The 26,035-nt window shown below is 67.1% G+C and carries 27 protein-coding genes; 9 read left to right on the forward strand and 18 right to left on the reverse strand.

All coding sequences use genetic code 11. The features are described 5' to 3' along the window. Positions 1-61: 61 nt before the first annotated feature. The 12 genes from KTR40_RS04465 to KTR40_RS04520 form a co-directional block, all read right to left on the reverse strand. Positions 62-1,297 (reverse strand): mechanosensitive ion channel family protein, encoded by a 1,236-nt coding sequence (locus KTR40_RS04465; protein WP_228405390.1) that lies wholly within the window; start codon positions 1,295-1,297, stop codon positions 62-64. A 133-nt stretch (positions 1,298-1,430) separates the two neighbouring features. Beyond that, a complete protein-coding gene (locus KTR40_RS04470; RefSeq protein ID WP_228405391.1) occupies positions 1,431-2,507 on the reverse strand; it encodes a glycerophosphodiester phosphodiesterase family protein in 1,077 nt (358 codons plus the stop codon). 122 nt (positions 2,508-2,629) lie between these two features. Then, positions 2,630-3,895 (reverse strand): MFS transporter, encoded by a 1,266-nt coding sequence (locus tag KTR40_RS04475; RefSeq protein WP_139028246.1) that lies wholly within the window; start codon positions 3,893-3,895, stop codon positions 2,630-2,632. A gap of 158 nt (positions 3,896-4,053) precedes the next feature. Beyond that, positions 4,054-4,242: a hypothetical protein gene (locus KTR40_RS04480; protein ID WP_228405392.1), complete on the reverse strand. Its 189-nt coding sequence runs from the start codon at positions 4,240-4,242 to the stop codon at positions 4,054-4,056. A gap of 91 nt (positions 4,243-4,333) precedes the next feature. Next, a complete protein-coding gene (locus KTR40_RS04485) occupies positions 4,334-5,599 on the reverse strand; it encodes an AGE family epimerase/isomerase (protein WP_228405393.1) in 1,266 nt (421 codons plus the stop codon). Between the two features lie 44 nt (positions 5,600-5,643). Continuing rightward, positions 5,644-6,387: a sulfite exporter TauE/SafE family protein gene (locus KTR40_RS04490; protein ID WP_139028249.1), complete on the reverse strand. Its 744-nt coding sequence runs from the start codon at positions 6,385-6,387 to the stop codon at positions 5,644-5,646. Beyond that, a complete protein-coding gene (locus tag KTR40_RS04495; protein ID WP_139028250.1) occupies positions 6,388-7,827 on the reverse strand; it encodes an NAD-dependent succinate-semialdehyde dehydrogenase in 1,440 nt (479 codons plus the stop codon). Between the two features lie 73 nt (positions 7,828-7,900). Next, a complete protein-coding gene (locus tag KTR40_RS04500; protein ID WP_013600069.1) occupies positions 7,901-8,716 on the reverse strand; it encodes a carbohydrate ABC transporter permease in 816 nt (271 codons plus the stop codon). Between the two features lie 4 nt (positions 8,717-8,720). Beyond that, entirely contained in the window at positions 8,721-9,617 is an 897-nt protein-coding gene (locus KTR40_RS04505; RefSeq protein ID WP_228405394.1) for a carbohydrate ABC transporter permease, read from the reverse strand. Positions 9,618-9,679: 62 nt separating this feature from the next. Then, the gene (locus tag KTR40_RS04510) at positions 9,680-10,966 is read right to left on the reverse strand and encodes an ABC transporter substrate-binding protein (RefSeq protein ID WP_139028253.1); all 1,287 of its coding nucleotides are present in this window, start codon (positions 10,964-10,966) and stop codon (positions 9,680-9,682) included. A gap of 90 nt (positions 10,967-11,056) precedes the next feature. After that, positions 11,057-11,941, reverse strand: a complete 885-nt coding sequence (locus tag KTR40_RS04515) for an aldolase (protein WP_139028254.1) — start codon at positions 11,939-11,941, stop codon at positions 11,057-11,059. Between the two features lie 41 nt (positions 11,942-11,982). Next, positions 11,983-12,882, reverse strand: coding sequence for a carbohydrate kinase family protein (locus KTR40_RS04520; protein ID WP_228405395.1), 900 nt, complete (start codon positions 12,880-12,882; stop codon positions 11,983-11,985). A gap of 141 nt (positions 12,883-13,023) precedes the next feature. On the opposite strand from KTR40_RS04520, the gene KTR40_RS04525 reads away from it, so the two are divergent. The 3 genes from KTR40_RS04525 to KTR40_RS04535 all read left to right on the forward strand — a co-directional run bounded on the left by KTR40_RS04525 (position 13,024) and on the right by KTR40_RS04535 (position 15,945). Beyond that, positions 13,024-14,166 (forward strand): Gfo/Idh/MocA family protein, encoded by a 1,143-nt coding sequence (locus KTR40_RS04525; RefSeq protein WP_228405396.1) that lies wholly within the window; start codon positions 13,024-13,026, stop codon positions 14,164-14,166. Positions 14,167-14,236: 70 nt separating this feature from the next. Then, a complete protein-coding gene (locus tag KTR40_RS04530) occupies positions 14,237-15,019 on the forward strand; it encodes a DeoR/GlpR family DNA-binding transcription regulator (RefSeq protein WP_139028257.1) in 783 nt (260 codons plus the stop codon). Continuing rightward, on the forward strand, positions 15,016-15,945 hold the full coding sequence (locus tag KTR40_RS04535; RefSeq protein ID WP_228405397.1) for a 2-hydroxyacid dehydrogenase: 930 nt from the start codon (positions 15,016-15,018) through the stop codon (positions 15,943-15,945). The genes KTR40_RS04530 and KTR40_RS04535 overlap by 4 nt, the downstream gene beginning before the upstream one ends. A 6-nt stretch (positions 15,946-15,951) precedes the next feature. On the opposite strand, the gene KTR40_RS04540 is transcribed toward KTR40_RS04535, so the two are convergent. The 4 genes from KTR40_RS04540 to KTR40_RS04555 all read right to left on the reverse strand — a co-directional run bounded on the left by KTR40_RS04540 (position 15,952) and on the right by KTR40_RS04555 (position 19,861). Further along, on the reverse strand, positions 15,952-16,821 hold the full coding sequence (locus tag KTR40_RS04540; protein WP_228405398.1) for a hypothetical protein: 870 nt from the start codon (positions 16,819-16,821) through the stop codon (positions 15,952-15,954). A gap of 13 nt (positions 16,822-16,834) precedes the next feature. Continuing rightward, positions 16,835-17,437, reverse strand: a complete 603-nt coding sequence (locus KTR40_RS04545) for a hypothetical protein (RefSeq protein ID WP_228405399.1) — start codon at positions 17,435-17,437, stop codon at positions 16,835-16,837. 709 nt (positions 17,438-18,146) lie between these two features. Then, positions 18,147-19,406, reverse strand: a complete 1,260-nt coding sequence (locus KTR40_RS04550) for an MFS transporter (RefSeq protein ID WP_139028261.1) — start codon at positions 19,404-19,406, stop codon at positions 18,147-18,149. After that, entirely contained in the window at positions 19,403-19,861 is a 459-nt protein-coding gene (locus KTR40_RS04555; protein WP_228405400.1) for a MarR family winged helix-turn-helix transcriptional regulator, read from the reverse strand. Before KTR40_RS04555 ends, KTR40_RS04550 begins: the two co-directional genes overlap by 4 nt. Before the next feature lie 302 nt (positions 19,862-20,163). Between KTR40_RS04555 and KTR40_RS04560 the strand changes: the two genes are divergently transcribed. Next, positions 20,164-21,180, forward strand: a complete 1,017-nt coding sequence (locus tag KTR40_RS04560; RefSeq protein WP_228405401.1) for a serine hydrolase — start codon at positions 20,164-20,166, stop codon at positions 21,178-21,180. Positions 21,181-21,204: 24 nt separating this feature from the next. Continuing rightward, on the forward strand, positions 21,205-21,720 hold the full coding sequence (locus KTR40_RS04565) for a GNAT family N-acetyltransferase (protein WP_228405402.1): 516 nt from the start codon (positions 21,205-21,207) through the stop codon (positions 21,718-21,720). Positions 21,721-21,751: 31 nt separating this feature from the next. Here the strand turns inward: KTR40_RS04565 and KTR40_RS04570 are convergent, their stop codons facing one another. Continuing rightward, positions 21,752-22,147 carry a DUF1801 domain-containing protein gene (locus KTR40_RS04570; RefSeq protein ID WP_228405403.1) on the reverse strand — a complete coding sequence of 132 codons (396 nt, stop codon included), beginning with the start codon at positions 22,145-22,147 and terminating at the stop codon, positions 21,752-21,754. Between the two features lie 56 nt (positions 22,148-22,203). On the opposite strand from KTR40_RS04570, the gene KTR40_RS04575 reads away from it, so the two are divergent. After that, positions 22,204-22,530 (forward strand): hypothetical protein, encoded by a 327-nt coding sequence (locus tag KTR40_RS04575; RefSeq protein ID WP_139028266.1) that lies wholly within the window; start codon positions 22,204-22,206, stop codon positions 22,528-22,530. An 86-nt stretch (positions 22,531-22,616) separates the two neighbouring features. Continuing rightward, the gene (locus tag KTR40_RS04580; protein WP_228405404.1) at positions 22,617-22,961 is read left to right on the forward strand and encodes an iron chaperone; all 345 of its coding nucleotides are present in this window, start codon (positions 22,617-22,619) and stop codon (positions 22,959-22,961) included. A 3-nt stretch (positions 22,962-22,964) separates the two neighbouring features. Here KTR40_RS04580 and KTR40_RS04585 read toward each other — a convergent pair whose 3' ends face one another. Next, a complete protein-coding gene (locus KTR40_RS04585) occupies positions 22,965-24,149 on the reverse strand; it encodes a metallophosphoesterase family protein (protein ID WP_228405405.1) in 1,185 nt (394 codons plus the stop codon). Positions 24,150-24,444: 295 nt separating this feature from the next. Between KTR40_RS04585 and KTR40_RS04590 the strand changes: the two genes are divergently transcribed. Together KTR40_RS04590 and KTR40_RS04595 are read left to right on the forward strand one after the other, a co-directional pair. Beyond that, positions 24,445-25,341: an SDR family oxidoreductase gene (locus KTR40_RS04590; protein ID WP_228405406.1), complete on the forward strand. Its 897-nt coding sequence runs from the start codon at positions 24,445-24,447 to the stop codon at positions 25,339-25,341. 91 nt (positions 25,342-25,432) lie between these two features. Next, positions 25,433-25,957, forward strand: a complete 525-nt coding sequence (locus KTR40_RS04595; RefSeq protein ID WP_228405407.1) for a DinB family protein — start codon at positions 25,433-25,435, stop codon at positions 25,955-25,957. Positions 25,958-26,035 lie beyond the last annotated feature (78 nt).

Genomic DNA, 26,035 nt, shown 5'->3' on the forward strand with positions numbered 1-26,035 from the left:
CGTACCTGCCGTTATGGGGTGCCAAAAGGACAGGTACGGAGCAATCGATTGGGGTTTTCGGCTAGTTCCTCGAAGCCAGCGTCTGGTCCCGGTCCTGGAATACCTCGTCGCCGGGCCCGGTAAAGGCGCGTGAGCGCTGCACCGCCTCCATCGAGCCCGTAAACAGCTGCGACTCCTGGGGGTCGGCCGACGCCCGCGAGCCGTCGCGGCCGGCCGTACCCAGCCCCCGCAGCGGTTGATGGCGGCGGGAGGAGGTGCCGCCGTCGGACGCTGCCTCGGTCCAGCGCTGCTGGGGGAGAGCCTCGGGATGGCCCTGCTGCAGGAAGGTCACCATTGCCTCGCGGATAAGGCACCGCAGGTCGAACAAGGCCGCGCTGTCCGCGGCGCTCACCAGGATCCGGACCCGGACAAATCCGCCGGTGGCGTCGGTGATCTGCAGGATGCCCACGCGCTGGTCCCACAGCTCCGTCCCGGCCAGGACCGTGCGCAGCTCCGCGCGCATGTCCTCCACGGGCGCGCGCCAGTCGAGGTCGAACTCCACCGTGCCCATCACCTCGGACTGCCGGCGGGTCCAGTTCTCGAATGGCGTGGTGGTGAAGTACGTGGAGGGAAGGATGAGGCGGCGGTCGTCCCAGATGTGCACCACCACGTAGGTGAGCGTGATCTCCTCGATCCGGCCCCATTCCTTCTGAACCACCACCACGTCATCCACGCGGATGGCGTCCGTGAAGGCCAGCTGCATCCCGGCGAAGACGTTAACCAGGGAGGTCTGCGCGGCGAGTCCGGCCACGATCGAGATCACGCCGGCGGAGGCCAGCAGCCCGGCGCCGAGGGCCTGGATGGCCGGGAAGGTGAGCATCACCGAGCCGGCGGCGAGCACCACCACCAGCGCAACGCCGATCCGCCGGGCCAGGATCATCTGGGTGCGGAGCCGCCGGGCACGCCGGTTGTCCGCGACGTCCACGCTGTACCTGCCAAGCACCACAGCTTCGATGATCAGCAGCACCGCCACGGCCAGCCAGGCCACGGAACCGATGAGGGCAATCAGCAGCAGATGGTCGACGCCGCCGTGCCAGCTTTCGCCGGCGGCCGTGAGTCCCAGCGCGGCCCGGACGCCGATCAGGCACAGTGCCAGGCGCAGCGGCTGGCGGGCAATCCGGGACGTGGCCTGTAGCTCGGGGCGCTTGCGGTTGAGGCGCAGGACGAGCTTGCGCAGCAGCCAGGACAGGACCAGGCCTGCGGCCACTGCCAGGGTGACGGCAATAAAGGGCATGGCGGGATTGAGTAGGTCTTGCATCCTTTAACCTCTACCAATGTTCGCGTCCGGGGCAGAAATCCGCCGCCAGCCCCGGGCGTGGTGCACAGCACGACGGCGGCTGCCGGACTCCTGCGCGGAAGTGCGGCAGCCGCCGTCGGCCATTATCCGGAAATTAGGCCTGAAGCGAGTAGGCCTTGGGCAGCTTCAGGCCGCGTTCCTCCATGATGGTGCGCAGACGGGTGGGGTAGTCGGTGATGATGCCATCCACGCCCAGGTCCATGAGGCGCTCCATGTCCGCGGTGGTGTTCACGGTCCACGGGATGACGGGCAGGCCCAGCTCGTGGGCTTCGGCGATCATCTGAGGGGTGACGGAGCGGAACGTGGGGGAGATGACGTCATACCCCTGGGCCGCTGCGGCCTTGGCGAGCGAGCCGCCGTAGTTGTCGATGTCGACGCCGCCCAGGTTGGGGCTGGCACCGGGCTGGCCCACGCCCATCCAGGTGTCGCCGCTGGAGAGGGCCACCAGAGTCAGTTCGGGCGCGATGTCCTTGGTGAGGTTCAGGGAGGACCAGTCGAAAGACTGCAGGGTGGTGCGGTCTGCCATGCCGGAAGCCTGGATCTCGGCCACCACGGCGCGGGTGAGGGATTCCATCCCGGGGCCGCCGACCTGGCTTGCCTCCACCTTGGTCTCCACGTTGAAGCGGACCTTCTCGGCGCCTGCGTCGCGGACCAGCTGGTACACGTCCTTGAGCTCGGCGATCCGGTTGCCCTCGATCACGTCCTGCTCCGGGTAGCCGGCCAGCTGCGCGTAGCCGCAGTTGAGCGTCTTGACCTGGGCCAGGGACAGCTCGGCCACGCGGTCGCCCGCGTAGGGGAATTCGGGGTCGCCGGCGGCGGCGGGTGCGGTGTCGATGCACTTGGCGGCCTGGATGGTGTCGTCGTGCCAGACGATCACCTTTCCGTCCTGGGTCAGGTGGGTGTCCAGTTCCAGGGTGGTCACGCCGAGCGCCAGGGAGTTCGTGAACGCTGCGAGGGACTCCTCGGTCCATTCGCCGCGGCCGCCGCGGTGGGACTGCAGGTCGAAAGAGCCGTTGCGCTCGTTCACCTTCAGGGCTGAGGTGGCGGTTCCGGCAGCGTTCGACGACGGCATGCCGGCATCGGTGTCCGGGGCGGCGACGGCGGGGCCCGCCGAGGCGCACGCGGCGGCGATGAGGGCGGCGGCTGCCGCGGACGTCAGGACTTTGCGCATGTGATGGTTCCTCCTGGATGACGGGGCCGGCGGTTCCGCCGGTGACCCGTCAACGCTAGGAGGGGCAGGTTGCGCGCTGGGTGCAGGGAGTTGGAGGGGAGGTTAACAGGGAAAGCTTGGCCCTAGGCGGGGTCCTCCACCTTTTCCGGCACGGGCAGCTCCGCCTGCCGCCCCACCGGACGCGGTTCCAGCCACACCCGTTCGCGCGGTCCGGGCGGGTATGCGTGCTTCTTCCCGGCAAGCGTGATGATCCAGGCTGCCACCACCGGCAGCGCCGCGGCCACGGGCACCAGCAGCGGGCCGCCCACCACCAGCGCCGCGGAACCGTAGAGGGCGCCCACGGTAATGCCCAGCTGGATGGTCAGCACCGTCAGTCCGTTCGCGGCTTCCTGGAACTCGCCTCCTGCCCGCAGGATGGCGGACTGGTTGTAGATGCCGATTGCGCCGAGCCCCGCACCCCAGACCGTCATCAGGACCAGGGCCACGGCGAAGTTGCCCGCGGCGAGGGGGAGGAAGAACATGGAAAGGGCGATCGCCGTCGTCGTCATCAGCAGTGAACGCCGGGGCTTGGAGTCCACGGTGAGGCCCGCGATCCAGATGCCCAGCAGCCCGGAGCCGCCCAGGACGGTGAGTGAGAGGCTGATGGCGTAGTCCGGGAAACCGGCCTCGCGGATGAACGGCGCGATGTAGGTGAACAGCGCGAAGTGGGCCAGGACCAGCAGCGGCCAGGCGACGGCCACCGACTTCACCCCGGGCTGGGCGATGGCCTTGCGCAGTGAGGGGCGGACGGCGTCGGAAATGCGCTGCACCCGCGGCAGCAGGAAGAACGCCAGCACCGTCAGGACCAGCCCGAACCCCGCCAGCACCAGGAACGCCGAACGCCAGCCGAGGAACCCGCCCAACGCCGTGCCCACGGGTGCGCCGATGGCCAGGCCCAGGCTGTTGCCGCTGAAGACAATGGCCAGGGCTTTGCCCACCTTGTCCGCCGGAACCACCCTGGTGACGAACGGGGCCATGGTGGTCCAGAGCAGGCCGTGCGCCAGGCCGCCCACCAGCCGGGCGATCATGGCGGCGGTGAAGTCCGGCGCGAGTCCCACCATGGCGTTGCTGGCGGCGAACGTCAGGACGAGCCCCACCAGCAGCGCGTGCCGGGGAATCTTCCCCAGGAGCCGGGCGGCCGGGACCACCGTCACCACAATGACGGCGGCATAGGCCGCGGCCAGGTAGCCGGCCACCGGCTCGGACACGTTCAGGGCGGTGCTGATCTGAGGCAGCAGCCCGGACGGCAGGAGCTCGGTGGTGATGGCCGTGAAGGCGATGGTGGCCAGGACCACCATCGCGGCATACGGGAAGCGGGCAGGTTCCGGCGCGGGAATGGCGGAAGACATGGGGGAAGGATCCATTCAAGGGGGAGGGGTGGAACGCGGCTCGCTGGCCGGACAATTCCTCCCTTAAATTTACAGGATCGAAGGGTCTGTCACAGATGTGACACGTCGTCCCGCCCCTCCCTCCCCGGCGACTCCCGCTGCCGGCAGTGCGGGGCCGGTTATCGCTTACCGAAGTCGGTGTCCGTGTAGGAGCCCGGCCGAACGGACGCGCCGCCCCGGCAGGTGCAGGTGCCCTGCACGTCGATCCGCACCGCCACAGGCGCGCCGGCGTCGAGGCGCAGGTTCAGTGGTTCGGCATCGTTGGCGGAGATGCGCAGGACTGTTTCTTCGGAGGTGATGGCAGGCATGGCTGTCCTTTCGTGAGGGGTTTGGGCGGGAGTTCGGCCGACGGCGTGGAGCAGGCAGCGCGGGTGGGGAACCTGATGCGGAATCAGCGGGTCACAGGCTCGTGCCTTGCGTGGTGCCGAGAAGGCGTGCGTCGAGCAGGCCTGCAGCGACGGCTGGCGCCAGGCCGGGGGCCAGCGGAAGGCGCGGCACCACCAGGCAGTGCCACAGGTGGTAGATGTCCGCCTTGCCGGACCACACGGTGGAGGTGACATTGCCGTTTTCGTCGAGTTCCTGCTTCCAGGATCCGTGCTCGTAGTCGATGAACCAGTCACGGGCGTGGTCCCAGATCCGCTCATACCAGTCCGCGTACTTCTTTTCGCCGGTGGCAATGTAGAGGGCTGCTGCGCCCCCGATTGCCTCGGCGGGAACCCAGCGGATTCGGGTGGTCACAACCGGCTTCCCTTCCCAGTCCACCGTGTAGACAAATCCCGGATGGCCGTCCGGCTCCCACGCATCGCGGATGGCGGCGTCGAACAGTCCCCGCGCGTCTTCCAGCAGCCAGGCAGGAACGTCCAGTCCGCGGGCCTCCAGCCCTGCGCGGAGGTGGAGGAGCAGGCGGGCCCACTCAACCCAGTGTCCGGGGGTTCCGCCGTAGGCACGGAACTGGCTGGCCCGGTCATCGGTGTTGTACTCCGGCATGGGGTTCCACTCCGGGTCGAAGTGCTCGAACACCCGGTAGTTGTTGTTCCGGGCGAAGTTGTGGATCAGCACCTCGGCGATGTGCAGGGCGCGTTCCAGCCAGCGGTTCTCCCCGGTCACGTCGGCGACGATGAGGTAGGCCTCCACCGAGTGCATGCTGGCGTTGCCGCCCCGGTATGGCTCGGTTTCGGTGAACTCCCGGTTCCATGAGTCGAAGCACATGTTGGCCTCGTGGTCCCAGAATTTCGTGTCGGCTATCCGCAGGGCCTCGTCCAGCAGTTCCCGGGCTCCGGGACGCCCGGCCGCAACGGCACTCGCGGCTGCGAGGAGCACGAACGAGTGCTGGTAGCCGGACTTGGTGTCATTCACCGGCCCGTTTTCGTTGACTTCGGCGTACCAGCCGCCGAACTCCTTATCGTGGAGGACCCCGTTGAGTGCCGCGATGCCGTGGTCCACGAGTGTTGCGGCACCCGGCCGTCCCATGAGGGCGGCGACGGAAAAGCTGTGGACCATCCGGGCGGTGATCCAGAGATGGGTGGGCTTGTCGGCGAACACCTTGCCGTAGTTGTCGAGCCAGCCGAATCCGGTAGGGACCTTGGCTGCCGCGGCGAAGTTGACCAGCCGGTCGGTTTCCGCCTCGAGCCAACGGGCATGTGCGGCACTGTTCAGCCACGTCATTTTGTTTCCTCTCTCTGTTACAAGCGCAAGCGAAGTTGTTGGGGTTACCCGGCGGCGTCGATGACGCCGCGGATGATGGTGGCGGCCGACCCCAGGTAGGCCAGGATGATCAGCAGTATCTGGGCGGCGCGGGCGGGGACGTACTTCGAGGCGACGTCGCCCAGCACCAGCCCGCCCAGGCAGGCCACGCCCACGGCCAGCCACATTCCCCACGGAAGCGCGGGAAATGTGGCGGGCGCGGTCAAGGCTTTGGAGATCAGCGAGAACGCCCCGATGGTGAAAAAGTAGGGCTGCATGGTGGCCGCGAAGGACTTGTGCTGCCACCGGGTGGCGATGGAGTACATGCTGACCGCCGGGCCACCCACTCCGGCCGCCGTGTTCATGAACCCGCTCAGGCCGCCGGCCGTGAAGAGATAGCGCCGGCGAGGTGGGAGGGTGGCGGACTTGAGGACCAGCAGGACCGTCAGCCCGACGGCGAGGATCACCCCGATGCCGATCTCCAGGACCGCCGCCGGGATGAGGCGGATCAGGAACGCCGCGGGGATGATGCCAAGCAGGGCCGACGCCGAGAGCAGCAGGTACCGCTTCCAGTCGATGTCCCGGACCACCCGGAAGATGATGGCCCCCGCCGTCACGGCGCCGCACACGTTCACCAGCACCACGCCTTCCACCGGGCCCAGGAGCAGGACCAGGAAGGGGGCGGCCACCAGGGCGAAGCCCATTCCGGTGATGCGCTGCATCCCGGCTCCCATCACCACGGCGCCCAGCACAAGCCCGGTGGTCAGCACCTAGGGCCTCCAGGCCACGTACTGGACCTCCTCGAACTCTTCGAGGCCCAGGCTTGATCCCTCCCGGCCCAGCCCTGACTGCTTGGCGCCGCCCATGGGCGCGAAGGCCACGGAGGGCAGTGGATCGTTGACGCCCACGATGCCGGCCTCGAGCTGCTCGGGAATGTCCCAGCCACGCTTCGGGCTGCTGCTCCACACGTAGGCGGCAAGGCCCATCTCCGTGGCGTTGGCTTTCCGGATGGCTTCCTCCTCCGAGGAGAAGGTCACGACGCCGGCCGCAGGGCCGAAGACCTCCTCCGTCACCAGGGGTGCGTCATCGGGGACGTCCGCCAGCAGGGTGGGTGCCAGGAAGGAGCCCTGGCCGGGGACGTCGGTGCGCTGGGTGACGCGGCGGGCGCCCCGGTCAAGCGCGTCGTCGATCAGGGCCTGGACCGCTGACACCCGTTCCGCGTCGATGACGGGACCGAGGTCCGGAACCGGTGCCCCGCCGTCGGGAACGCCGTGCCCGATGCTTAGCGCGTCGAAGCGCGCGCCCAGCCTCTGCGCGAACTCCTCCGCGATGCTGTCCTGGACCAGGAAGCGGTTGGCTGCCACGCAGGACTGTCCGGCGTTGCGGAGCCGGCCGAGGACGGCGCCCTCCACGGCGGCATCCAGGTCCGCGTCCTCGAAGACGATGAAGGGCGCGTTTCCGCCCAGCTCCAGCAGCGGCCGGACCACCCGTTCGGAAGCGGAGGCCATGATCTGCCGGCCAACGCCCGTGGAGCCGGTGAAGCTGACGGCCCTGACCGCCGGGTGGGACATCAGGGCTGCGGTGATTTCCCGGGAGGGACCATGGACCAGGTTCACCACGCCGGCGGGGAACCCGGCATCGTGCAGGACCTCGAACAGTCCGGTGGCAGCAAGCGGGGCCTTCTCGGACACCCGGCCCACCACGGTGCAGCCGGCGGCCAGCATCGCGGCGAGCTTCCGGGCCTGGATGGAAACCGGGAAGTTCCAGGGCGTGAGGCTGAGGGCCACGCCGATGGGCTTGCGCGTGCTGATGTGGCGGCGGCCGTGGAGTTCGGGCGGGCTGACGGTGCCCGTGGCGCGGCGCGCTTCCTCCGCGAACCAGCGGAAGTACTCGGCCGAGAAGTCCACTTCCCCCTGTGCTTCGGGGAGCCGTTTGCCTGCCTCGAGCGCCAGGGTGTGGGCGAGCTCCTCGCGGCGTTCTGCCAGGAGGTCGGCGGCGTTGCGGAGCAAATCGGCCCGGTTGCGGACCGTGCTGCGCGACCAGGAACCGAAGGCCTGTGCCGCGGCGTCGGCGGCCTTGGTGGCATCGTCGCCGGTGCCCCAGGCCACCTCGCCCACGGTGCTGCCGTTGCCGGGATCAGTCACGTCCTTGGCGGTTCCGGCGGCGTGCCAGGTGCCGTTGACAAGGTGGCGGGCTGATTTGAGGTTCATGAAGGGTGCCTTTCGTTGGGCTGGGAGGGGGTGGGCACGGCCGGGCGGGGGAGGGCCGCCGTCGTGATCATCCTCATCCCTTGCTGGCGCCTGCGGTGATGCCGGCCACGAAGTAGCGCTGCAGGAAGACGTAGGCAACCACCACGGGCAGGGAGGCCATGATGACGCCGGCGAAGAGCAGCGGGTAGTCGGTCTGGAACTCGCCCTGGAAGCTGAGCAGTGCCAGCGGCAGGGTGCGGTTGCCGGGAGACTGGATGAACAACAGCGGGTACAGCAGTTCGTTCCAGTGGATGACGAAGAGGAAGATGGCGGCCGCGGCGATGGACGGCGCGGACAGCGGCAGGGCGATGGAAACGTAGGTCCGCCAGGGCCCCGTCCCGTCAATCGAGGACGCCTCGTAGAGTTCCTTGGGCAGGGTCCGCATGAACCCGCCCAGGATGAACACGGCGATGGGCAGCGTGGACACGAGGTTCGCCACCACCAGGCCGGCCAGGCTGTCCAGCAGCCCCAGCCGTCCGAAGAGGACATACAGCGGCACCATGTTGGCCTGCGCCGGGATGGCCATGCCCAGCACCAGGAAGCCGAAGATGGCCCAGGACATGAAGCCACGGAGCCGGGAGACGGCGTAACCGGCAAGGCTGGCCAGGAACAGGGTGAGCGGCACCGAGATGGCGGTGACAATCACGCTGTTCATGAAGGACGAGCCAAGGTCCTGGCCGCCGATTACCTCGGCGTAGTTGGCGGGGGAGAGGGACTGCGGCAGGCTGAACGGCCCGGCAAACAGTTCCTGCGTGGACTTGAAGCTGCCGAACCCCACCACGGTCAGCGGAACGATGATGATGACCGCGTAGATCGCGAGGATTCCGCGGCGGGTTATTGACGCGAGCATGCTGTCATTCCCCCTTCGGGGTGAGGCGGAGCAGCCGGCGCTGCAGCCAGGTGACCAGGGCGATCATCGCCATGAAGATGATCGACTGGGCGGCGGCGTAGCCGAACTCCGAGTTGGCAAAGGTGCTGTAGATGCGGGTGGAGAGGATGTCCAGGGACTGCTTGGGCGGGTTGCCCGCGATGCCCAGGATCAGGTCGAAGGCCTTGAACGACTGCACCGTGGTGTACGCCACCACAATGGACGTTGCCGGCGCGACGAACGGCCAGGTGATGGACTTGAACTGCTGCCACCTGTTGGCGCCGTCCATCTCCGCTGCCTCGTACAGTTCCTTGGGGATGGCCTGCAGGCCGGCGATGTACACCACCATCATCTGTCCGGCGTGGAACCACACCTGCGTCACGGCCACCCAGTACAGGGCCTGGGCGTTGTTTCCGAGATACGAGCCCTGGAGGGCATCCAGGCCGACGGTGTCCAGGACGGTGTTCGCCAGCCCGAAGTTGGGATCGTAGATGAACTTCCAGATGAAGGCCACGGACACCGAGGACAGGATGGTGGGGAAAAAGAACAGGGCCCGGAGCAGGACGCTGCCCCGGGAGTTCTTGGTCAGCAGCAGCGCCAGGATCAGCGAGAACAGCGTCTGCGCGATAACCACCAGCAGCACGAACTTCAGGTTGTTGGTCAGGGCGTTGGTGAAGAGCGAGTCGCTGGTGAAGGCCCGGATGAAGTTGTCCAGGCCAACGTAGTTGAACGCCGCCGAGAACCCGTTCCAGTCCGTCACGGCGTACTGGAATGCCTGCAGGGTGGGCATCACCAGGAAGAAGGCGATGACGGCAACCGCGGGGAGCGGGAAGAGGTACAGTGCCGGATTCACCCGGGTGGGCGAGCGGCGGCGCTTTTTCACGGAGTCAGTTTCCGTCCGGCTGTCCGGCGCCTTCCGCGTGGGCGCCGTCCCCGGATGGATGCTCATAGCCGTTCGTCAACAATCTTCTGGGCGGCCTCTGCTGCCTGCTCCGGGCTGGTGCCGGAGATGACGGCGGTGGCGCTGGCTTCCACGGCGTTGCGGACGTCCAGGTTCATGAACTGGAACCGTGCCGCGAGGGCCGTCTTCTTATCCAGCCACGGGCTCAACCGCTTGAGATCCGGGTTGGTGTAGTCCACGTCCTTTACGGCCACGTGCTGCGCTGTCTGGTTGGCGTAGTAGGCGGCGTTCTCCGGCTCGGAGAGGAAGTCGATCCACGCGGCTGCGGCGGCCTGGTTCTTGCTGGCGGAGTTAACGCCCAGGATGAACGTGGCGTTGTAGACACCCTCGTACTTTCCGTTGCCGTCCGAGGTGTTCGGGAACACCAGCTCGATGGGGAACTGGGCGCCCAGGCCCCGCACTGCGGCGATGTGGTACGAACCGGTGGCCAGCATGGCCGCCTTCCCCTGCGAGAACAGGTTCTGCGCAGGTTCCACGGCCGTGCCGGTGGCGTTGGGCTGCAGGTACGGGACCAGGTCCTTGTACTGGTTGAGCATCTTGATGAACCAGTCGTCGGTGACCTTCAGCTTGCCCTGTTCAATCTGGGCGCACATGTCGTCCACGGGCGCGTTGTTGGAGATCATGCAGTTGAACAGCTGCCCGCCGTTGCCAACGTCGCCGCCGGGCCAGGAGAGGGGGATTACTCCCGAGGAGGCGAGCTTTTCGCACATGGCCAGGAAGGAGTCCCAGTCCTTGGGTGCAAGCTCGGCGCCGGCCTTGTCGAAGAGGTCCACGTTGGCCATGGGCATGGGGAACACCACCTGGTACGGCAGGCCCAGCTGGCTCTCCCCGGACTTGCCGGCCGAGAGCAGGCCGTCCTGGTAGTTGCCAACAGCCTTGCTGTCCTTGAGTTCGGTGTAGATGCCGGCGTCGGTGAAGTTCTTGAACTGGGCGCCGCGGAAGGTGGCAAACGCGTCGCCGATGGAGCCGCCGCGCAGTTTCTGCAGGGCCTGGGCGTTGTAGTCGTTGGACGTGGAAATGTCCTGGGCAACCTCCACGCCGCTGTGCATCGCGGCGAAGCGCTTGATCAGTTCATCGAACACCGCCTTGTCCTCGCCGCGCCAGTGGGCAAAGGACACCTTCCCGGTGACGGCTCCGCTGGAGGGTGCAGCAGGGCCGGTGGCGCCGCCGGGCGCGGTGGAACCGCCGGGGCCGGCACATGCTGCCGCGGTGGCTCCGAAGCCCAGGGCGCCCAGGATTGCGATGGCCTGCCTGCGTGAAATCTGACTCACAATAATCTCCTCGTTGAGTGTTTGCTATGCCTTGGTTTTGACTGCGGAAAGGGGATGCCACGGTCACGGCGGTGTGGCTCCCAGGAATGCTTATGCGTTGGTCCGTTGGGCGGAGACGACGTCGTCCACAACGGCGCAGAGGCGCTGCAGCCGCCGGACGGCGTCAGAGGACAGGGATTCGACGACGTCGGGCGTACCGATGCAGGAGGCCCAGACGGCGCGGCCGGAGAGGAAGCCGCTGGCGCCTTCCAGGCAGGCCCACCGCACGGCATCCGGGAAAACGTCCTCGGGGACGCCGGAGGAGAGGACAACCCAGGGCCCGTCAATGGCGTTGGTGAGCTCGGCGCAGGCCGCGCGGACCTCCGCTTCCGGCGCCTGGCCGTGGAAGGGGACTTCGGCCTTGTAGAGGTCGGCACCGAGGCTGCCGAGTTCCTTGGCGGCTGCCAGGATACCGGCGTTCCAGTCAAAGTCGCCGCCGGCCAGGGGCTTGCGGGAGACGGGTTCGATGATGCTGATCAGCCCGGCGGACCGGCAGCTTTCCACGAATTCGCGGACCATCTCCACCCGGCCTTCGGCTGGCTCGTCCGGGCGGTACAGGACCAGGAGCTTCAGGGCCTTCACGCCCAGTGCCTTGTATTTGTGCGGGTCCACCAGGCGGTCGATGGTCACCTCACCCACCAGTTCGCCGTGTGCCGGTTCGAAGTGGTCGGCCGAAGCGATGAGCCCGCAGTTCGAGTCCACCACGCCGGCTTCGATGGCCTGGTCCAGGGCGAACTGCCGGTCGATGAGGATGCCGGAGGCGTACGGGGTAAGGATCCGGGCGGCCTCAAGCTTGAAGTTGCGCAGGTCCTGGTCCGTGACGGGCTGGTCCGTGTGCTCGGCGAACATGTTGCGCATGGCTTCGCGCTGGTCCACGGCGAGCATCGCGAAGGCGCCGGAGGGGCGCTGGAGGGGTGAGAGATCGGTGGGGCTCATGGGCTGCTTCTTTCAGCTGGGAGGTTTGGTGTGCAGGTTCGTTAGGTAAGGGCAGGCGTGATGGCCTGGTGCGGGATGGCGGAGCGGCCGTCCAGGCCTTCGCAGGAGGCGGAGGCGGTACGGCCGGCGAAGACGGCAGCTTCCACGAGGGGGAGGCCGGCTGCGACGGCGGCGAGGATGGCGCCGTGGTACACGTCGCCGGCGCCGAGGGTGGAGACGATGGTGGCGGGTGTTGCCGGGACGTGCACGGCATCGGCGGTGCCGTCCTTGACCCAGGCACCGTCGGAGCCGGCGGTGGCGACGACGGCGGAGGCGCCGTCGTCGACTGCTTTCTGCAGCAGCGCCGCGGGGGAGAGGTCCCCGCCGTACTCTGCGCGGAGCCGCTCGATGGTGGGCACGTAGAGGGCGATTCCCCGGGGGGTGAAGGCGGGGATGGGATTGCCGGCGTCCACGCTGATGTTCATCGTGCGGGGGTTGAAGTCCGGGAGGGACGCGACGGCGTTCCAGCCCAGATGGTCCACATGGACCCAGGCTGCAGATTCCACCAGCTCATGGAAGCGGCTGCCGGCGGGAAAGCTGACCGGCGGGACAGGGCGGGTGACAATGGCCCGGCTTTCCGATGCCTTGCTGACCACGATCACGCTGGCGCCGGTTTTCACGCCGGCGTCCCGGACCACCGCGGACGTATCCACGCCCTCGGCCTGCAGGCCGCTGATGATGCGGTCGCCTTCCTCGTCGGTGCCAAGGACACCTGCGAAGGCGGTGCTGGCTCCTGCCCGCGCTGCTGCCACGGCCGCCGTGGCTGCAGGGCCGCCGCCCGCCGTCGCGAAGTCCGAAGCGACGGTGCGGCTGTCCGCGGCGGGGTAATCCTCCACCAGGGCGATGGAGTCAAGCGTGGCGCATCCTACGAAGAGCAGGGTTCCGGTTGACGGTTGGGGCACGTTCACCTCGTTGTAGTTCCGGCTGGTACTGAAGAAATATACACACGCTATGTTGGAATAACAACACTTTCGGTATAGTTCTGTTTGGGATGCAACGCCACGATCCCCCCAAATACTCAACGTAGAGAAACGGAGCAGCACATGTCATTGCCTTCTGCGGAAACCGTCCGGACTATCCGATACGGCCTCATCGGGGCAGGCCACATGGCCCGCGAACACGTCCGGAACCTCGCCCTGATCCCGGGCAGCCGGATCACCGCAGTGTCCGATCCCACGCCGTCATCCCTTGAGGAGACCGCGGCGGAGATCGGCTACGAAGTGCAGGCTTTCCCTTCCCACCAGGAGCTGCTGGCCGCCGGCCTGGTGGACGCACTGGTGATCGCCAGCCCCAACGACACGCACCTGGGCATCCTGAAGGACATTTTCGCCAGCGGCGCCAACCTCCCTGTGCTGGTGGAGAAGCCGGTGTGCACCACCGCAGAGCAGGCGGATGAACTCGAGGCGCTGGCGGCGGACTACCCGGCACCTGTCTGGGTTGCCATGGAATACCGCTACATGCCGCCGGTCCAGGAAGTCATCCAGGCTGCGCACAACGGCAAGCTCGGGAACGTCTACATGCTGTCCATCGTGGAACACCGGTTCCCGTTCCTCCACAAGGTGGACTCCTGGAACCGCTTTGCGGAGCGGACCGGCGGAACCCTGGTGGAGAAGTGCTGCCACTTCTTCGACCTGATGCGGCTGATCCTGCAGGACGAGCCGGTCCGCGTCTACGCCAGCGGCGGCCATGACGTGAACCACATGGACGAGGTCTACAACGGCCGGGTGTCGGACATGATCGACAACGCCTACGTGATCGTGGACTTCAAGGGCGGCCGCCGCGCCATGCTGGAGCTGTCCATGTTCGCGGAAGGGTCCAAGTTCCAGGAGCGGATTTCCATTGTGGGTGACGCCGCCAAGATCGAGACGCTGATCCCGGTGGCAGCCAACCACTGGATCCCCGGGGACGAGGCCGAGGCCACCGTGGAATTCAGCCCGCGCTCGCCGCTGGGCCCGGAGAAGCACGAGGTTCCGGTGGATGAGGCAGTGCTTGCCGCGGGCGCCCACCACGGTTCCACTTACTACGAGCACCTTGGCTTCCGGAAGGCCATCCTTGGCGAGGGGCCGGTGGAAGTGACGGTTGCGGACGGTTTGCAGTCGGTGCGGATGGGCCTCGCGGCCGAGCGTTCCATCGTTGAAGGACGCCCCGTGGAGCTTACGAATGCCGGTGCCGGGGTACGTCACTAGGTAAGTTGGTGTTGGAATTGCAACACTGCGCCGGGCGGGGGTGCGGCGGGTGGGGCAGAAAGAAGGGGATATGAGCACCGCACGTGAAGAGGCGCCGCTGACGCCACGCCAGCGCACCATCCTGGACGAGCTGGGCCGGCGCGGGTTCATTTCCACCACCGATCTGGCGGAAACCTTCGCCGTCTCGGACATGACAGTGCGCCGGGACACCAGGGTGCTGTCCAAGCTGGGGCTGGTCCGGGTGGTCCATGGCGGGGTCAGCGCCGTTCAGGGGCACGGGCAGAATGCGGACTTCGCGGCCCGTGTCCGGGAGGATGCAGACGGCAAGCTGAGGGTGGCCCGGGCCTGCGTGTCCATGGTGGGCGAGCGGGATGCCATCATCCTGGACGCCGGCACCACCACTTACCAGATCGCGCAGGAACTGCCCTCCACCTTTACGGGCACCATCATCACCCATTCGGCTCCGGCCATCCAGCGCTGCCTGCAGCTGACCTCGGCGCGGACCATCTGCCTTGGCGGTGAACTGCTGCTGGACAGCCAGGCGTTCAACGGTCCCATGACGGTCAGCGCTGCGGCCGGACTGCGCGCCAAGACCGCGTTCATTGGCGTGAGCGGAATCCATGACGAGGCGTTTTACATTGAGCGCGACGTTGAACGCGCTACTAAGATCGCACTCATGAACTCTGCGGAACAGGTGGTAGTGGTGGCAACACACCAGAAGATGCTGCGGTACGCGCTGGCCCGGCTGGCGGCCTTCGACGCTGCTGACGTATTGGTCACGGACGCGCCCCCGCCGCGGGAAATCCAATCGGCCCTGCGTGCGGCGGACGTCAAGCTTGTGGTGGCGGCATGACCGCGCCGCTGCGGGTTTCACTGCCCGACCAGAAACTGGTGGATGCACTCGAGCCGGCTGCCGGCGTCGAATTCTTTGTGTGGGACTTTTCCGGTCCTGCCCCCGCCGGCCGGCTGGACATCGTGGTGCCGCCGTACATGCGCGGGCCTGAGGTGCTGGCGGCGCTGGAGTCCGTGGAGATCGGACTCGTCCAGAGCCAGTCCATCGGGTACGACGGCGTGGCGGAGGTTTTGCCCGCCGGTTGCGTTTTCGCCAACGCGGCAGGGGTGCATGAAACGTCGACGGCGGAACTCGCCCTGGGAATGATGATCGCCAGCCAGCGCGGCATGGCTGACTTCGCCAGGAACCAGGCCACCGGGACCTGGGACAACAGCCAGCGGCCCAGCCTCGCTGACCGCCGGGTGCTGCTGGTGGGCTACGGGGGAGTGGGCAAGGCCATCGAGGCCCGGCTCCTGCCGTTCGAAACGCAGGTGACCCGGATGGCGAGCCGCGAACGGGAGGACGCGGGCGGGAAAATCTTCGGAATCGATTCGCTGTATGAGCAGCTGCCCCTGCACGAGATCGTGGTGGTCAGCGTGCCACTCAGCGAGCAGACGAAGCAGCTGGTGGACGCAAAGTTCCTTGCCGCGATGCCTGACGGGGCGCTGCTGGTGAACGTGGCCCGCGGGCCGGTGGCGGACACGGATGCGCTGCTGGCGGAGACGTCGTCGGGCCGTCTGCGCGCCGCGCTGGACGTGACGGACCCCGAGCCGCTTCCCGCGGACCATCCGCTGTGGACCTCGCCCGGGGTCCTCATTACCCCGCATGTTGGCGGAGCAAGCTCGGCGATGTTCCCGCGGATGGTCCGGCTGGTGAAGCAGCAGATCGGGCTGATGCTCGAGGGTCAAGAGCCGGTCAACGTGGTGCTGGGCGGGGCTTCGCACTAGGGCACGCTATCTCCGGAATTCGATGCGGACGGAGTTGTCGTCCGGGAGGACGATGACCGTCCCGTCCCGCGGCGTCCAGCCGTCGTGCAGGAAGAAGAAGCGTCCGCCGCTCAGCACCAGCAGGCGCAGACCGTCGTACCGGTAGAGCGGGGCGTCCCCGTTGCCCACCTTCACTTCGGTGACAGCGCCGGAGCCGATGCCCAGCGGCTTGGGCGAGTACACCTCCGCCCGGGGCATGAACTGGACACCCCGTTCGTAGTCCACTGCCAGCCGCCGGCCCAGCGCCTGGGCATAGTCGGCGGTGCCCCAGAACAGCAGCAGCGTCACGATGCTCAGGATCAGCGTGGTTTCCACCGCCCGCTGTTCGGCGCTGAGGGATGGCAGCTTGCCGTCCCGGCCCAGGCGGCGTAGGTGGACGCACCAGGTAGCCGCCAGTACGCCCAAGGCCATCAAGTACGGCGAGAAGAGTGCCGTCCGGGTGCGGTCCACCACTGCCAGCACCAGGCTGACGCCGACCACAAGCCCACTGACCAGTGCACCGATTCCGGCGGCCCGGAGGATGACAGCGCGGCCCCGGCCCTCCTCGATCCGTCGGCGCAGCAAGCGGTCCAGCGCCAGCCAGGCAACGCTGGCAGCAAGGATGCAGACCAGCGGCAGGAAGAGGGCGTTGATGCTGATGAGCAGGTAGTCCTGCACCGTGTACCCGAAGAGGCTGACATTGAGGCCCATGTAAGCCGCCTGCGCGTCGGCGCGTGCCCAGCCGAAGTAGAACAGCAGCGCCGTGGCAACCGTGACCGGCGGCCCAATGGCGGAAATGACTCCGACGGCGCGGGACCACGAGGAACGCCCGTCCCCGCCAGCCTCCGCCTCCGTCACGGTACGGCGCCGGTCATGGTGCGGCGCCCGGCGCCTGCGGGCACGTACCCTGGTCCGCGGCGTACTCGAAGGAAGCGGACCCTTGCACTTGCCAGTCTGAATCGGCAATGCTGACCTCGGCCGTAGTGGATTGCACTTCATCCAGTGGCGGTGCCAGGAAGTAGAACTCAAACGGGAAGTTGGTGTCCGTGAAGCTCTGGCGCTGGCTGACCAGTGCCGTGGTGGAGCCAACGTTAACCGAACGGACAGTACCGGCGGGGAGGCCGGTCACGTTCCCGTCCAGGATGATCACATCTCCGACGCAGACCTGGAAGGGCTGGCTGTCGCCCGCCTCGTCCTGCACGGCTTTGAGTTCCGGCACGCAGGCGGTTCCGGGCCTGGGGGCAAGTTCCACGATTGCGTTCGGCTTTTGAATCCGGACGGCGGCGATATTGCTGAGGATCTGCTGCGCGGCTTCAGACCAGCAGTCAGGCGGGGATATCGACAGGGCAGAAATGCCCGCATCCCAGGCAGCCTGGTCACCCTTCAAGCCCAGGCAGAGGGCCCTCGCTGCTTCTTCCACGGTATTGAAGGGCTGGTCGAAGCCAGGAATCGACGCGCAGTTCAAGTCCTTCAAGCGCACGTACCAAATTGGATCTCCCCGTCCTACCGGTCCTATCGGCAGCCAGTCGAGCACCACGGTCTCGGGTGCGGGCGGCTGGGCAGGGGCGGGCGGTCCGGGTGGCTGCGCGGGCGGTTGGCCTGGGGCCGGAGGGGCGGCCGGCGGGGCAGGCGGCTGGTTGGGGGCGGGCGGTCCGGGTGGCTGCGCCGGACCAGGCCCTTGCGGCTGGCGTGGCGCGGGCAGCGGCTGTGGGGCGGGTGCCGGGCCCGGGCCTTGCGGCCGGCTTCGCCCGCTGTCAGAGCCGCTGCCGGAACCGGAGCCTGTACCCTCTGCGTCTGAACCGGCAGAGCCGCGGGATCCGTCCGATCCTTGGCTGGCCTCGGCCGCCGCTTCTTCGGCCGGGCGGTCCGATGGCGATGCGTCCTGCCCGCTCCGGCCAGACGCGGCGGGGCTGCTGGCAGGAGGGTCACTGCGGTCGTCCGTTGCCATGCAGGCAGAGAGAAGCAGCGACAGGATCAGCGACCAGACAAGGGCGATCGGGTGGCGGCGGCTGTAGGAGTGCATCTCGCACCATCACTATCTCTGTTTGCCGAACTTCCAGCCTTGGCTTGGGTGCGGGGATCTCCGCCGGGGAGAGCCCAACTTCCGCAGGGTAGGTGCATACACGGGCATTAAACACGCCCGGCGTTACTGCGCCGTTACTGCCGGGCTTCAGTCCCATATTTCACAGGGCGGGCTGGCGCTTCCTGCGGAAGACAGTCCGCAGATGGTCGCGGAAACCCAGGCTGCTCCTCCTGCTGACCACGACCACGCCGGAGACAGCGGCCAGCAGCACGATGGCACCGCCGGAGGCCACGGCCCAGCGGGCACCGAACTCCGATCCGATCCAGCCCATCAGCGGCGCACCGACGGCGGTGCCGCCCTGGAGGACCGCCAGGTACAGCGCCAGCACGCGCCCGCGGAATTGCGGCTCCACGGAGAGCTGGATGCTGGTGTTGCAGCTGTTCAGGAACGTGATGGACGCCAGTCCGATCGGGACCAGGACGGCAGCGTACAGCCAGAACGACGGCGACACGCTCCCCAGGAGGGTAAAGGCACCGAGTCCCAGCGCACCGCCCAGCAGGAACCGCAGCCGCGGCCCGGCCCTGCGTGCCGCAAGCAGGGCCCCGGCCAGGGTGCCCACCGCCATGATCGAACCAAGAAGCCCGAACTCGCCCGGGCCGGCGCCGAACTCAGTGGTGGCCATCAGCGCGTTGATGATGGGAAAGTTCATTCCGAACGCCCCCAGGATGCCCACCAGGACCATGATCAGCACCAGGTCCGGACGGTTGCGCACATAGCGGACACCTTCCGCCACCTGGTGTTTGCTCCGTGTTGGCCGTGCCGCGGGGGTGAGCTCAGAGGTCCGGATCCGGAAGAGGGAGATGATGACGGCGGCGAAGCTGGCGGCGTTCAGAAGGAAGACCGGTCCCGTGCCCACCCAGGCGATCAGTACTCCGGCGATGGCAGGGCCGGTGAGCCGGGCCGTGTTGAAGGACGCGGAGTTCAGCGCAACGGCGTTGGAGATGTTGTCCTGCCCCACGAGTTCGGACACAAAGGCCTGGCGGGACGGTGCATCGATGGCGCTGGCTATCCCAAGGCAGAGCGCGGCCACATAGGCGTGCCAGAGTTGTGCGGTGCCGGTGACCACCAGGAGCCCGAGCGCCAGCCCGGTCGCACCCATGGCCACCTGCGTCCACAGCAGGATCACCCGTTTGCGGTAGCGGTCCGCCAGCACTCCGCCGTACGGGCCGAGCAACAGCATGGGCAGGAACTGCAGGCCGGTGGTGATGCCGACTGCGGCGCCGGAGTAGTTGGTGAGGACGGTCAGGACCAGCCAGTCCTGGGCCACCCGCTGCATCCAGGTGCCGATGTTGGACACCAGCGCGCCGCTGGCCCAGATCCGGTAGTTGCGGTTTTCCAGCGCGCGGAACATGGCGCTCATCTGCCGCTCATCTCCTGCATGATGTGTGCCGCCCGGCTCAGGACCAGCCGGTCTTCCTCGCTCAGCCCCGCCACTCTCTGGGCAAGCCATGCGGTCCGCTGGTTCCGGGCCTCTTCAAGGACGACCCGGCCGGCGTCGGTGATGTTGATGTGGACCTGGCGGCCGTCGTCGGGGTTTGCCGCCCTGGAGACGAAGCCCATCTCGGCGAGGGCGTTGACGATCCGGGTCATGGACGGGGCCTGAACGTGCTCGCTTTTGGCCAGTTCGCGGAGGGTACTGGGTCCGCTGCCGTTGAGCAACGCCAGGACCGTGTACTGCCCCGGCGTAATGGCATCGCCGGTTGCCTCGACCCGGAGCCGCCGCGAGGTGCGCATCACGGCGGTACGGAGGTCGATGGCAAGGGTGTCGGGGGCGATTTGTTCGGCTGTGGTGCTCTCGTTCTTGGTGGTGGTCACGCTCGCGTTGCGCCTCCTGAAAATGCTTAGCAGTGCTAATTAGTCCTGCTAATAAGTATGCTGCGGTGGGTGGCGCACCGCAAGGCTGTGGGTGGTTGACGTCGGTCACCACGGCGAGGAGCATCTAACCTGCAGGTTTGGCCTGGGGGTTCAGGTTGGTGGCAGGCATGAAGCGGATAGAACGTTTTTCTTGGTGCATCACGGCGCTTGGCGCTGCAGTCCTCCTGGGTGTCGGTGGCTGTTCCGCCGCTCCCGAGCCGCCGCCCGCGCCCGCGTCCCGTCTGAGCCAGCTGAAAAGCGATGTGGAGCAATACCTTCAGGACCGGCTTGCCACCGGCGCCTCCGCCGTCCTGGTTCAAGCCCGTGCCGGCGGGGAAACCTGGTCCGAGGCACATGGGGTGAAGGACCAGGAAACCAGGCAACCGGCGGAGCCAGACGGCGCATTCCACATTGCCAGCGTCACCAAGCCGATGGTGGCGGCGGCAGTGCTGACGCTGGTGGAAGAGGAACGGCTGCAGCTTGACGGGCTGGTGGATGATTACCTTCCCGGGTTCCAGGAGGTGATGAAGCCGCCGCAGCCGGTCTCAGTGCGGATGCTGCTGAACCATACTTCCGGCATGCCGGAGTTCGAAGGGCCGTTGAGCCGTTCAGGTCCCTTGAAGCAGGTTTTTGCTGCCCCCATCACCGGTGAGCAAAGGCTGGCGCTGGCGGGCACGGAGCAGTGGGAAAAACCTCCAGGTTCCGGGTTTGAATACTCCAGCTCGAACTATGTGGCACTGGGTCTGATCATCGAACGGCTGACCGGGCGGAGCCTGTCAGAAGTGCTGAGGAGCCACGTTACGGAACCGCTGGGAATGGATGACACCGTGCTGGCCGGTTCCGCCGCCGCGCCTTCCGGCATGGTCCACGGGTATGCGGTGGTCGACGGCGAAACGATGGACGGTGCCAACGCGGGCTTCCATGCCGGCTCGGCATCCGGCGGCATGATCTCCACCGTCCACGACGTGAACACGTTCTTCTCGGCCCTCATGCAGGGCAGGCTGGTGAACCCCGCGTCGGTGGAAGAGATGCGCGGCTCCGATGCTGAGCCTTTTGGGCTCGGGCTCTTCAAGTGGCAGGACAGCTGTACGGGCGACTTTTACTATGGCCATCTTGGCGGGACGCCGGGCTATGAATCGCTCGCGATGACCAGCGCCGACGGCACCCGGCAGCTTGCCCTGGGGGTGGCGCACTCCGCGGAGCCCCTGGTTCCCGGGAAAACACGGGACAGCACCGCGTTTGAGGACATGGCCACCAAGGCCTTGGACAGCACCTGCTGACGGCACGCCTGGTTAGGCTGTGGCATGGACTATGTTCTTCGCCGGGCCACTCCGGAAGATGCCGAAGCTGTGGTGCTGATGCACACGCTCGCCCACGAGGAGTGCTACCCGCACCTGCTGTCCCCGGCCTTTTTCGCCGCCCGCCGGAAGGCAATCCCGGAACGGGTGGACCGTCGTCGTACATACCTGGACGTCGCTGACCCGCGGATCATCGCCGTGGACGCCAACAACGAGGTTGTGGGACTCGCCGACGCCGGCCCCGGCCGCGACGAGGACAGCCCAGTACCCCTGGAGCTGTACTCGATCTACGTCCTCGGCCGCGCGCAAGGCACGGGGCTGGGGACGGCCCTGCTGCGTGCCGCGGTCGGGGAGTCCCCGGCGTACCTATGGGTGCTGGAGGACAATGTGCGGGCACAGGCCTTCTACCGCCGGCATGGCTTCCTGCCTGACGGCAAGCGCGGCCTGCTTCCACCCGACTGGGAGGAAGTGCCCGAAATCCGGATGGTCCGGCCCGCCCAGGCCGCCGCACGGCCGGCATGACCGCCACGCAAGCTCTTGATGCGGAAGCGGCCTACTGGCTCCCCTTGATCTTCCGCCAGCCACCCGCGCGGTTGGTTTCGATGATGGCCCGGAACATCTCCACCAGGGCCTCCTCATTGATGGGGTCGCCCTCATAGTAGGAAATCATCCTGCCCGTCTTGTTGCCGTGGCCGCCCGTGATGATGTTGTGCGGGTCCGGGGCCAGGCCGCCATCGTACAGGAACACATTGACATGGTCCTTCGCGGCGAGCAGCGCGCAGATGTTGCCCTGCAGCACGAAGTACGGCTGGACTGTGCGCTTGATGGTCTCCTCCACGGCAGGATCGGCAGCATGGGCCAGGTCCCGCACCTTCAGGCAGATCTGCTGCTGCCAAGGCGGGAGTGCGCCGATGTAGTGGTCAACGCGGGGATCCTTCTGGTAGCTCATCCTTGAACTCCTGACGGGTCTGTTACTGGCCGGGCAACGCTCCTATCGTTGGAGCCATGGCTGATACTTTTGCGTCCCTGGTGGAAACATTCAAGAACATCGGCGTCTCCAGGGCCTACGGTTCCCCAATCCAGCTGGGCGGGGAAGAGGTCATTCCCGTCGCACTGGTGTCCTTCGGGTTCGGTGGCGGCTGGGAAGCCGGGCAGGAGGGTGCGTCCGGCGGCGGGGGAGGCGGGATGGTGCTGCCGCTCGGCGTCTACCGGAACGTGGGCGGGCAGGTGGCGTTCCGGCCCAACACCGTAGTGGCGCTGGTGTGCCTGGTGCCCCTGGTCAGCGCGGCGGGTGCCGCCGTCCGGAAGGCGATCCGCGCCGCTAAGTCCTGAGGCGTGCTGCCGCCCCGTCCGGAAGGTACGACGGCGATGCCCGCCGGGCCCCGTCGTCGTGCGTGCTGCGGGTCTACACTGGCCGCATGGGTGACGTTGACGATTCCCTTGCCGCCATGGGTGAACCGGAGCGCGGCTGCCTGCAGCGCGTCATCGCGACGGCGTGGCGCGTGGTCCCGGAGGCCGACCAAGGCCGCAGCTACGGGATGCCCGCGCTGAAGGTGGACGGCAAGCCGCTCATCGGAGTGGTGGCGGCTGCCAAGCACCTGTCCATCTTTCCGTTCTCGCCCGAGGTGGTGGACGCCGTCGCGCCCAAACTGGCGGGCTTCTCGCTGTCCAAGGGGACTGTCCGGTTCACGCCGGACCATCCCGTCCCCGAGGAAGTGGTGGAGGAGATGGTCCGGCTGCGGCTGGCGGAGATCCGGAGGTAGCGCCTAGAGTTGCGCGGGATCCAGGGGCAGGGGAGTGATCGGCTGGTCGTTTGCGGTCAGGTCGATGCCCAGGTCCTTGGCGAACACCAGGCGGGTCTCCTTGTAGATCCCCGCGTGGTTCTCATCCAGCTCGAAGACGCGTGCGCCGCGGAGCCGGTTCCTGTCGGCGCCCGGCAGCCCGTAGGCGCCGAAGCCCGTCCCGGGCGCGTAGCCGAGCTCCACGCCGTAGTAGTTGCCCACGTAGGTGTTGACATGGTCGTGGCCCACAAAGTAGCCGCGGACGTCCCCGCGTTCCAGGAAGGCGTTGAACAGCCCTGAGTTGAAGGGGCCGGGGCACTCGTCCTCGTTCCGTTCGCCCACGATGCCGTGCTTTGCCACCGCACGCTGGTGGTCCGCGTCCGTCCGCGAATCGATGCTGGCGAACCACATGCTGCGGTGCTCGTGCAGGGCGATGTGTCCCCACATCAGGGACGGGATCTTCTTGCCGTACTTCTGCTCGGTGGCGATGGAGAGATTGCGGTACCAGGCCACCTGGTCCATGCGTACCCAGTCCCAGTCCGGGTAGCCCTCGAAGTCCTGCCCGTTGATGGTGTCCGGGGCGTAGCGGCCGGTGTCGATGAGCCAGAGGCCGAAGGCGGGGTCCTTGGATTTTGAGGACTGCACCAGCAGCAGCGAGTTGGATGTGCCGGTGAGGCCGTCTGTCGAGTCGCCGTTGACGTTGAACGGGTAGCTCTGCAGGAACTGCAGCATCTTGGCCTCGGTCATGCCGGTCCGGGCCACCGAGTCCTCATCGTGGTTGCCGAACGTGACGGCCCACGGGATCTGCCGGGTTTCCATCGGCCGGACCACGTGGTTCAGGGCCTGCTTGACCTCCAGCTCCGTGTCGCAGCCGCCGTTGATCACGTCCCCGTTGATCACCACGAAGTCCGGCTTCTCGGCATCCAGGGTGCGGTCCATGAGCTCGATGGTGCGGCGGTCGGTCTGCTCGTCGTCCTGCGTGTCGTTGAACTGGATTACCTTGAACCGGCCGTCCGGGCGGAACGCGAGCGTGGGCTTGGGGGCCTTCGTTCCCGGCACCGCGGTGGCTCCGGTTCCGGCCGCCACCGTCATGCCGAGAGCGCCCAGGGTTCCTGCTGCCGCCAGGGCCGCCCGCCTGCTGAAGTTGGGCTGGTTGATTTTGATGGTCATCGCTGCCTCTCTGCAATTTTGCGGCCGGGTTCCGGCCGTTCGTCACTGTGAGGGTAGGAAGCCCGGGCATCGGGGCGCCTAACGCATGGTGAACGGCACATGGTGGTGGAGGAAACCGGCGCACGGAAGGCAGGCTCCGCCCCTCGCCGGGCAACCCGCCGCACGATATATTCGAGGAGGAATCCCGATCTCAGCTAGAAGACCTTGCCCCGGACTGGCCGGGCTTTGCTTGGTTTACGCATTTCCCAAACATCGCTCTTCCCGGCCAGCCCACGCTGCACCAAGGAGCGTCCCCATGACTAACGCCAAGCCTGTCCTCGTCGTTGGCGGCACGGGCCACCTCGGCGGCAAGGTGGTTGATGAACTGCTGGCCAGGAGCAAAAGTGTCCGCGCCCTGGTCCGCCCCGGATCGGACGCGAGCAAGCTCAAGGCCAAAGGTGCCGAAATTGCCCGCGGCGATATGCTCGACTTTGACTCCCTCATCGCAGCAATGACAGGGGTGGATGCAGTCATCACCACGGCGGCCGGATATACCCGCCGCGACAAACGTGCCCTGGAAATCGACACGGTCGGAAACACCAACCTCGCCATCGCTGCGAGCCGGACCGAGGTCCGGCGTTTCGTCCTTACCAGCATCCTCACATCGGACCAGACGCCAAACGTCCCGCACTTCTGGCACAAGAAGCAGGCGGAGGACAGGCTGGAGCAACTGGGCGTCCCGTTTGTCTCTCTCCGCCCCGGAGCTTTTTTTGACCAGGTCACCCAGTTTGGCGGTGACCCGTTCGAAAAGAAGCGACTCACCTGGTTGGGTACCGCGACCGTCCCCCTGACTTTCGTCCTCACCTCCGACCTCGCCGGTTACCTCGGGGAGGCCGTCGACGCGGACGTCGCCGACGGTGAACGCATCGACATCGGGTGGGACCGGCCAGTCAGCATGCAGGACGTCGCGGGCATCGTTTCGACCATTGCCGGAGAACCGGTCCGTGTGCGCTCAGTGCCGTCACTGCTTATCAACGCCGCGGGCAAAGTGTTGGGGCCCTTCGTTCCGCTGGTCAAGGACATGACGTCCATGCTGGCTTGGTTCGAGACGGGCAAATACGTCGCGGACACGTCGCGCCAGGCTGAAGTGTTCGGACCCGCCCCGACGCCGGAGGATGCGATCGGCCGGTTCGCCAGGAGCCTGGGGCACTAGGACAGCCGGTTCAGCACCGCTGCGCGGCGTGCAGGGGGTCAAAAAAGTACAGGGTGTATCGTGGCTGCTCATCGTCGTCAGGGAGGGACCTGTGAAGACCAACGAACTGCTGCTGGACGCCTTCGGCCGGATCCGCGAGAACGTGGAGTCCACCCTTGAAGGGCTCGACGGCGGGGCGCTGGCCTGGCGGCCCGGCGGCACCGGAAACTCGATTGCCTGGCTGATCTGGCACCTGGGCCGCGTGGAGGATGCGCAGGTGGCCGACGTCGCCGGCGGCGAACAGGTTTGGAAGGCCCAGGACTTCGTGGGCCGCTTCGGGCTTCCGCTGCACCCCCGCGACACCGGCTACGGCCACTCCACCGAACAGGTGGACGCCGTGCAGGCCGGGCCGGAGCTGCTGCTGGAGTACTACGACGCCGTCCACCGGCGGACCGTGGAATTCCTGCAGGGCGTCGCGGACCGGGACCTGGACCGCGTCGTGGATACCCGGTGGGATCCGCCCGTCACACTCGGAGTGCGGCTGGTGAGCACCCTCGCGGACTGCCTCCAGCACGTGGGGCAGGCCGCCTACGCCAAGGGCCTTAAGCCTGCGCCGGGACACTCCAAGACGCGGTAGCAATCCCCTATTTCCGTGGGAACAGTTCGGTTCCATAATGGCCACATAGGCTTCGGGGACCCTCGCGCCAATGACGGC

Origin of the sequence: Pseudarthrobacter sp. L1SW (assembly GCF_020809045.1) — a bacterium.
Classification (GTDB): Bacteria; Actinomycetota; Actinomycetes; order Actinomycetales; family Micrococcaceae; genus Arthrobacter.

Excerpts from the sequence above, each read along its gene's own strand:
- KTR40_RS04565 (WP_228405402.1), top strand. The coding sequence starts at position 21,205 with ATGGACTATGTTCTTCGCCGGGCCACTCCGGAAGATGCCGAAGCTGTG.
- KTR40_RS04585 (WP_228405405.1), bottom strand. The coding sequence starts at position 24,149 with ATGACCATCAAAATCAACCAGCCCAACTTCAGCAGGCGGGCGGCCCTG.
- KTR40_RS04515 (WP_139028254.1), bottom strand. The coding sequence starts at position 11,941 with ATGAGCCCCACCGATCTCTCACCCCTCCAGCGCCCCTCCGGCGCCTTC.
- KTR40_RS04535 (WP_228405397.1), top strand. The coding sequence starts at position 15,016 with ATGACCGCGCCGCTGCGGGTTTCACTGCCCGACCAGAAACTGGTGGAT.
- KTR40_RS04495 (WP_139028250.1), bottom strand. The coding sequence starts at position 7,827 with ATGAACCTCAAATCAGCCCGCCACCTTGTCAACGGCACCTGGCACGCC.
- KTR40_RS04570 (WP_228405403.1), bottom strand. The coding sequence starts at position 22,147 with ATGAGCTACCAGAAGGATCCCCGCGTTGACCACTACATCGGCGCACTC.
- KTR40_RS04525 (WP_228405396.1), top strand. The coding sequence starts at position 13,024 with ATGTCATTGCCTTCTGCGGAAACCGTCCGGACTATCCGATACGGCCTC.
- KTR40_RS04580 (WP_228405404.1), top strand. The coding sequence starts at position 22,617 with ATGGGTGACGTTGACGATTCCCTTGCCGCCATGGGTGAACCGGAGCGC.
- KTR40_RS04550 (WP_139028261.1), bottom strand. The coding sequence starts at position 19,406 with ATGAGCGCCATGTTCCGCGCGCTGGAAAACCGCAACTACCGGATCTGG.
- KTR40_RS04590 (WP_228405406.1), top strand. The coding sequence starts at position 24,445 with ATGACTAACGCCAAGCCTGTCCTCGTCGTTGGCGGCACGGGCCACCTC.
- KTR40_RS04575 (WP_139028266.1), top strand. The coding sequence starts at position 22,204 with ATGGCTGATACTTTTGCGTCCCTGGTGGAAACATTCAAGAACATCGGC.
- KTR40_RS04530 (WP_139028257.1), top strand. The coding sequence starts at position 14,237 with ATGAGCACCGCACGTGAAGAGGCGCCGCTGACGCCACGCCAGCGCACC.
- KTR40_RS04470 (WP_228405391.1), bottom strand. The coding sequence starts at position 2,507 with ATGCGCAAAGTCCTGACGTCCGCGGCAGCCGCCGCCCTCATCGCCGCC.
- KTR40_RS04500 (WP_013600069.1), bottom strand. The coding sequence starts at position 8,716 with ATGCTCGCGTCAATAACCCGCCGCGGAATCCTCGCGATCTACGCGGTC.
- KTR40_RS04475 (WP_139028246.1), bottom strand. The coding sequence starts at position 3,895 with ATGTCTTCCGCCATTCCCGCGCCGGAACCTGCCCGCTTCCCGTATGCC.
- KTR40_RS04485 (WP_228405393.1), bottom strand. The coding sequence starts at position 5,599 with ATGACGTGGCTGAACAGTGCCGCACATGCCCGTTGGCTCGAGGCGGAA.
- KTR40_RS04465 (WP_228405390.1), bottom strand. The coding sequence starts at position 1,297 with ATGCAAGACCTACTCAATCCCGCCATGCCCTTTATTGCCGTCACCCTG.
- KTR40_RS04480 (WP_228405392.1), bottom strand. The coding sequence starts at position 4,242 with ATGCCTGCCATCACCTCCGAAGAAACAGTCCTGCGCATCTCCGCCAAC.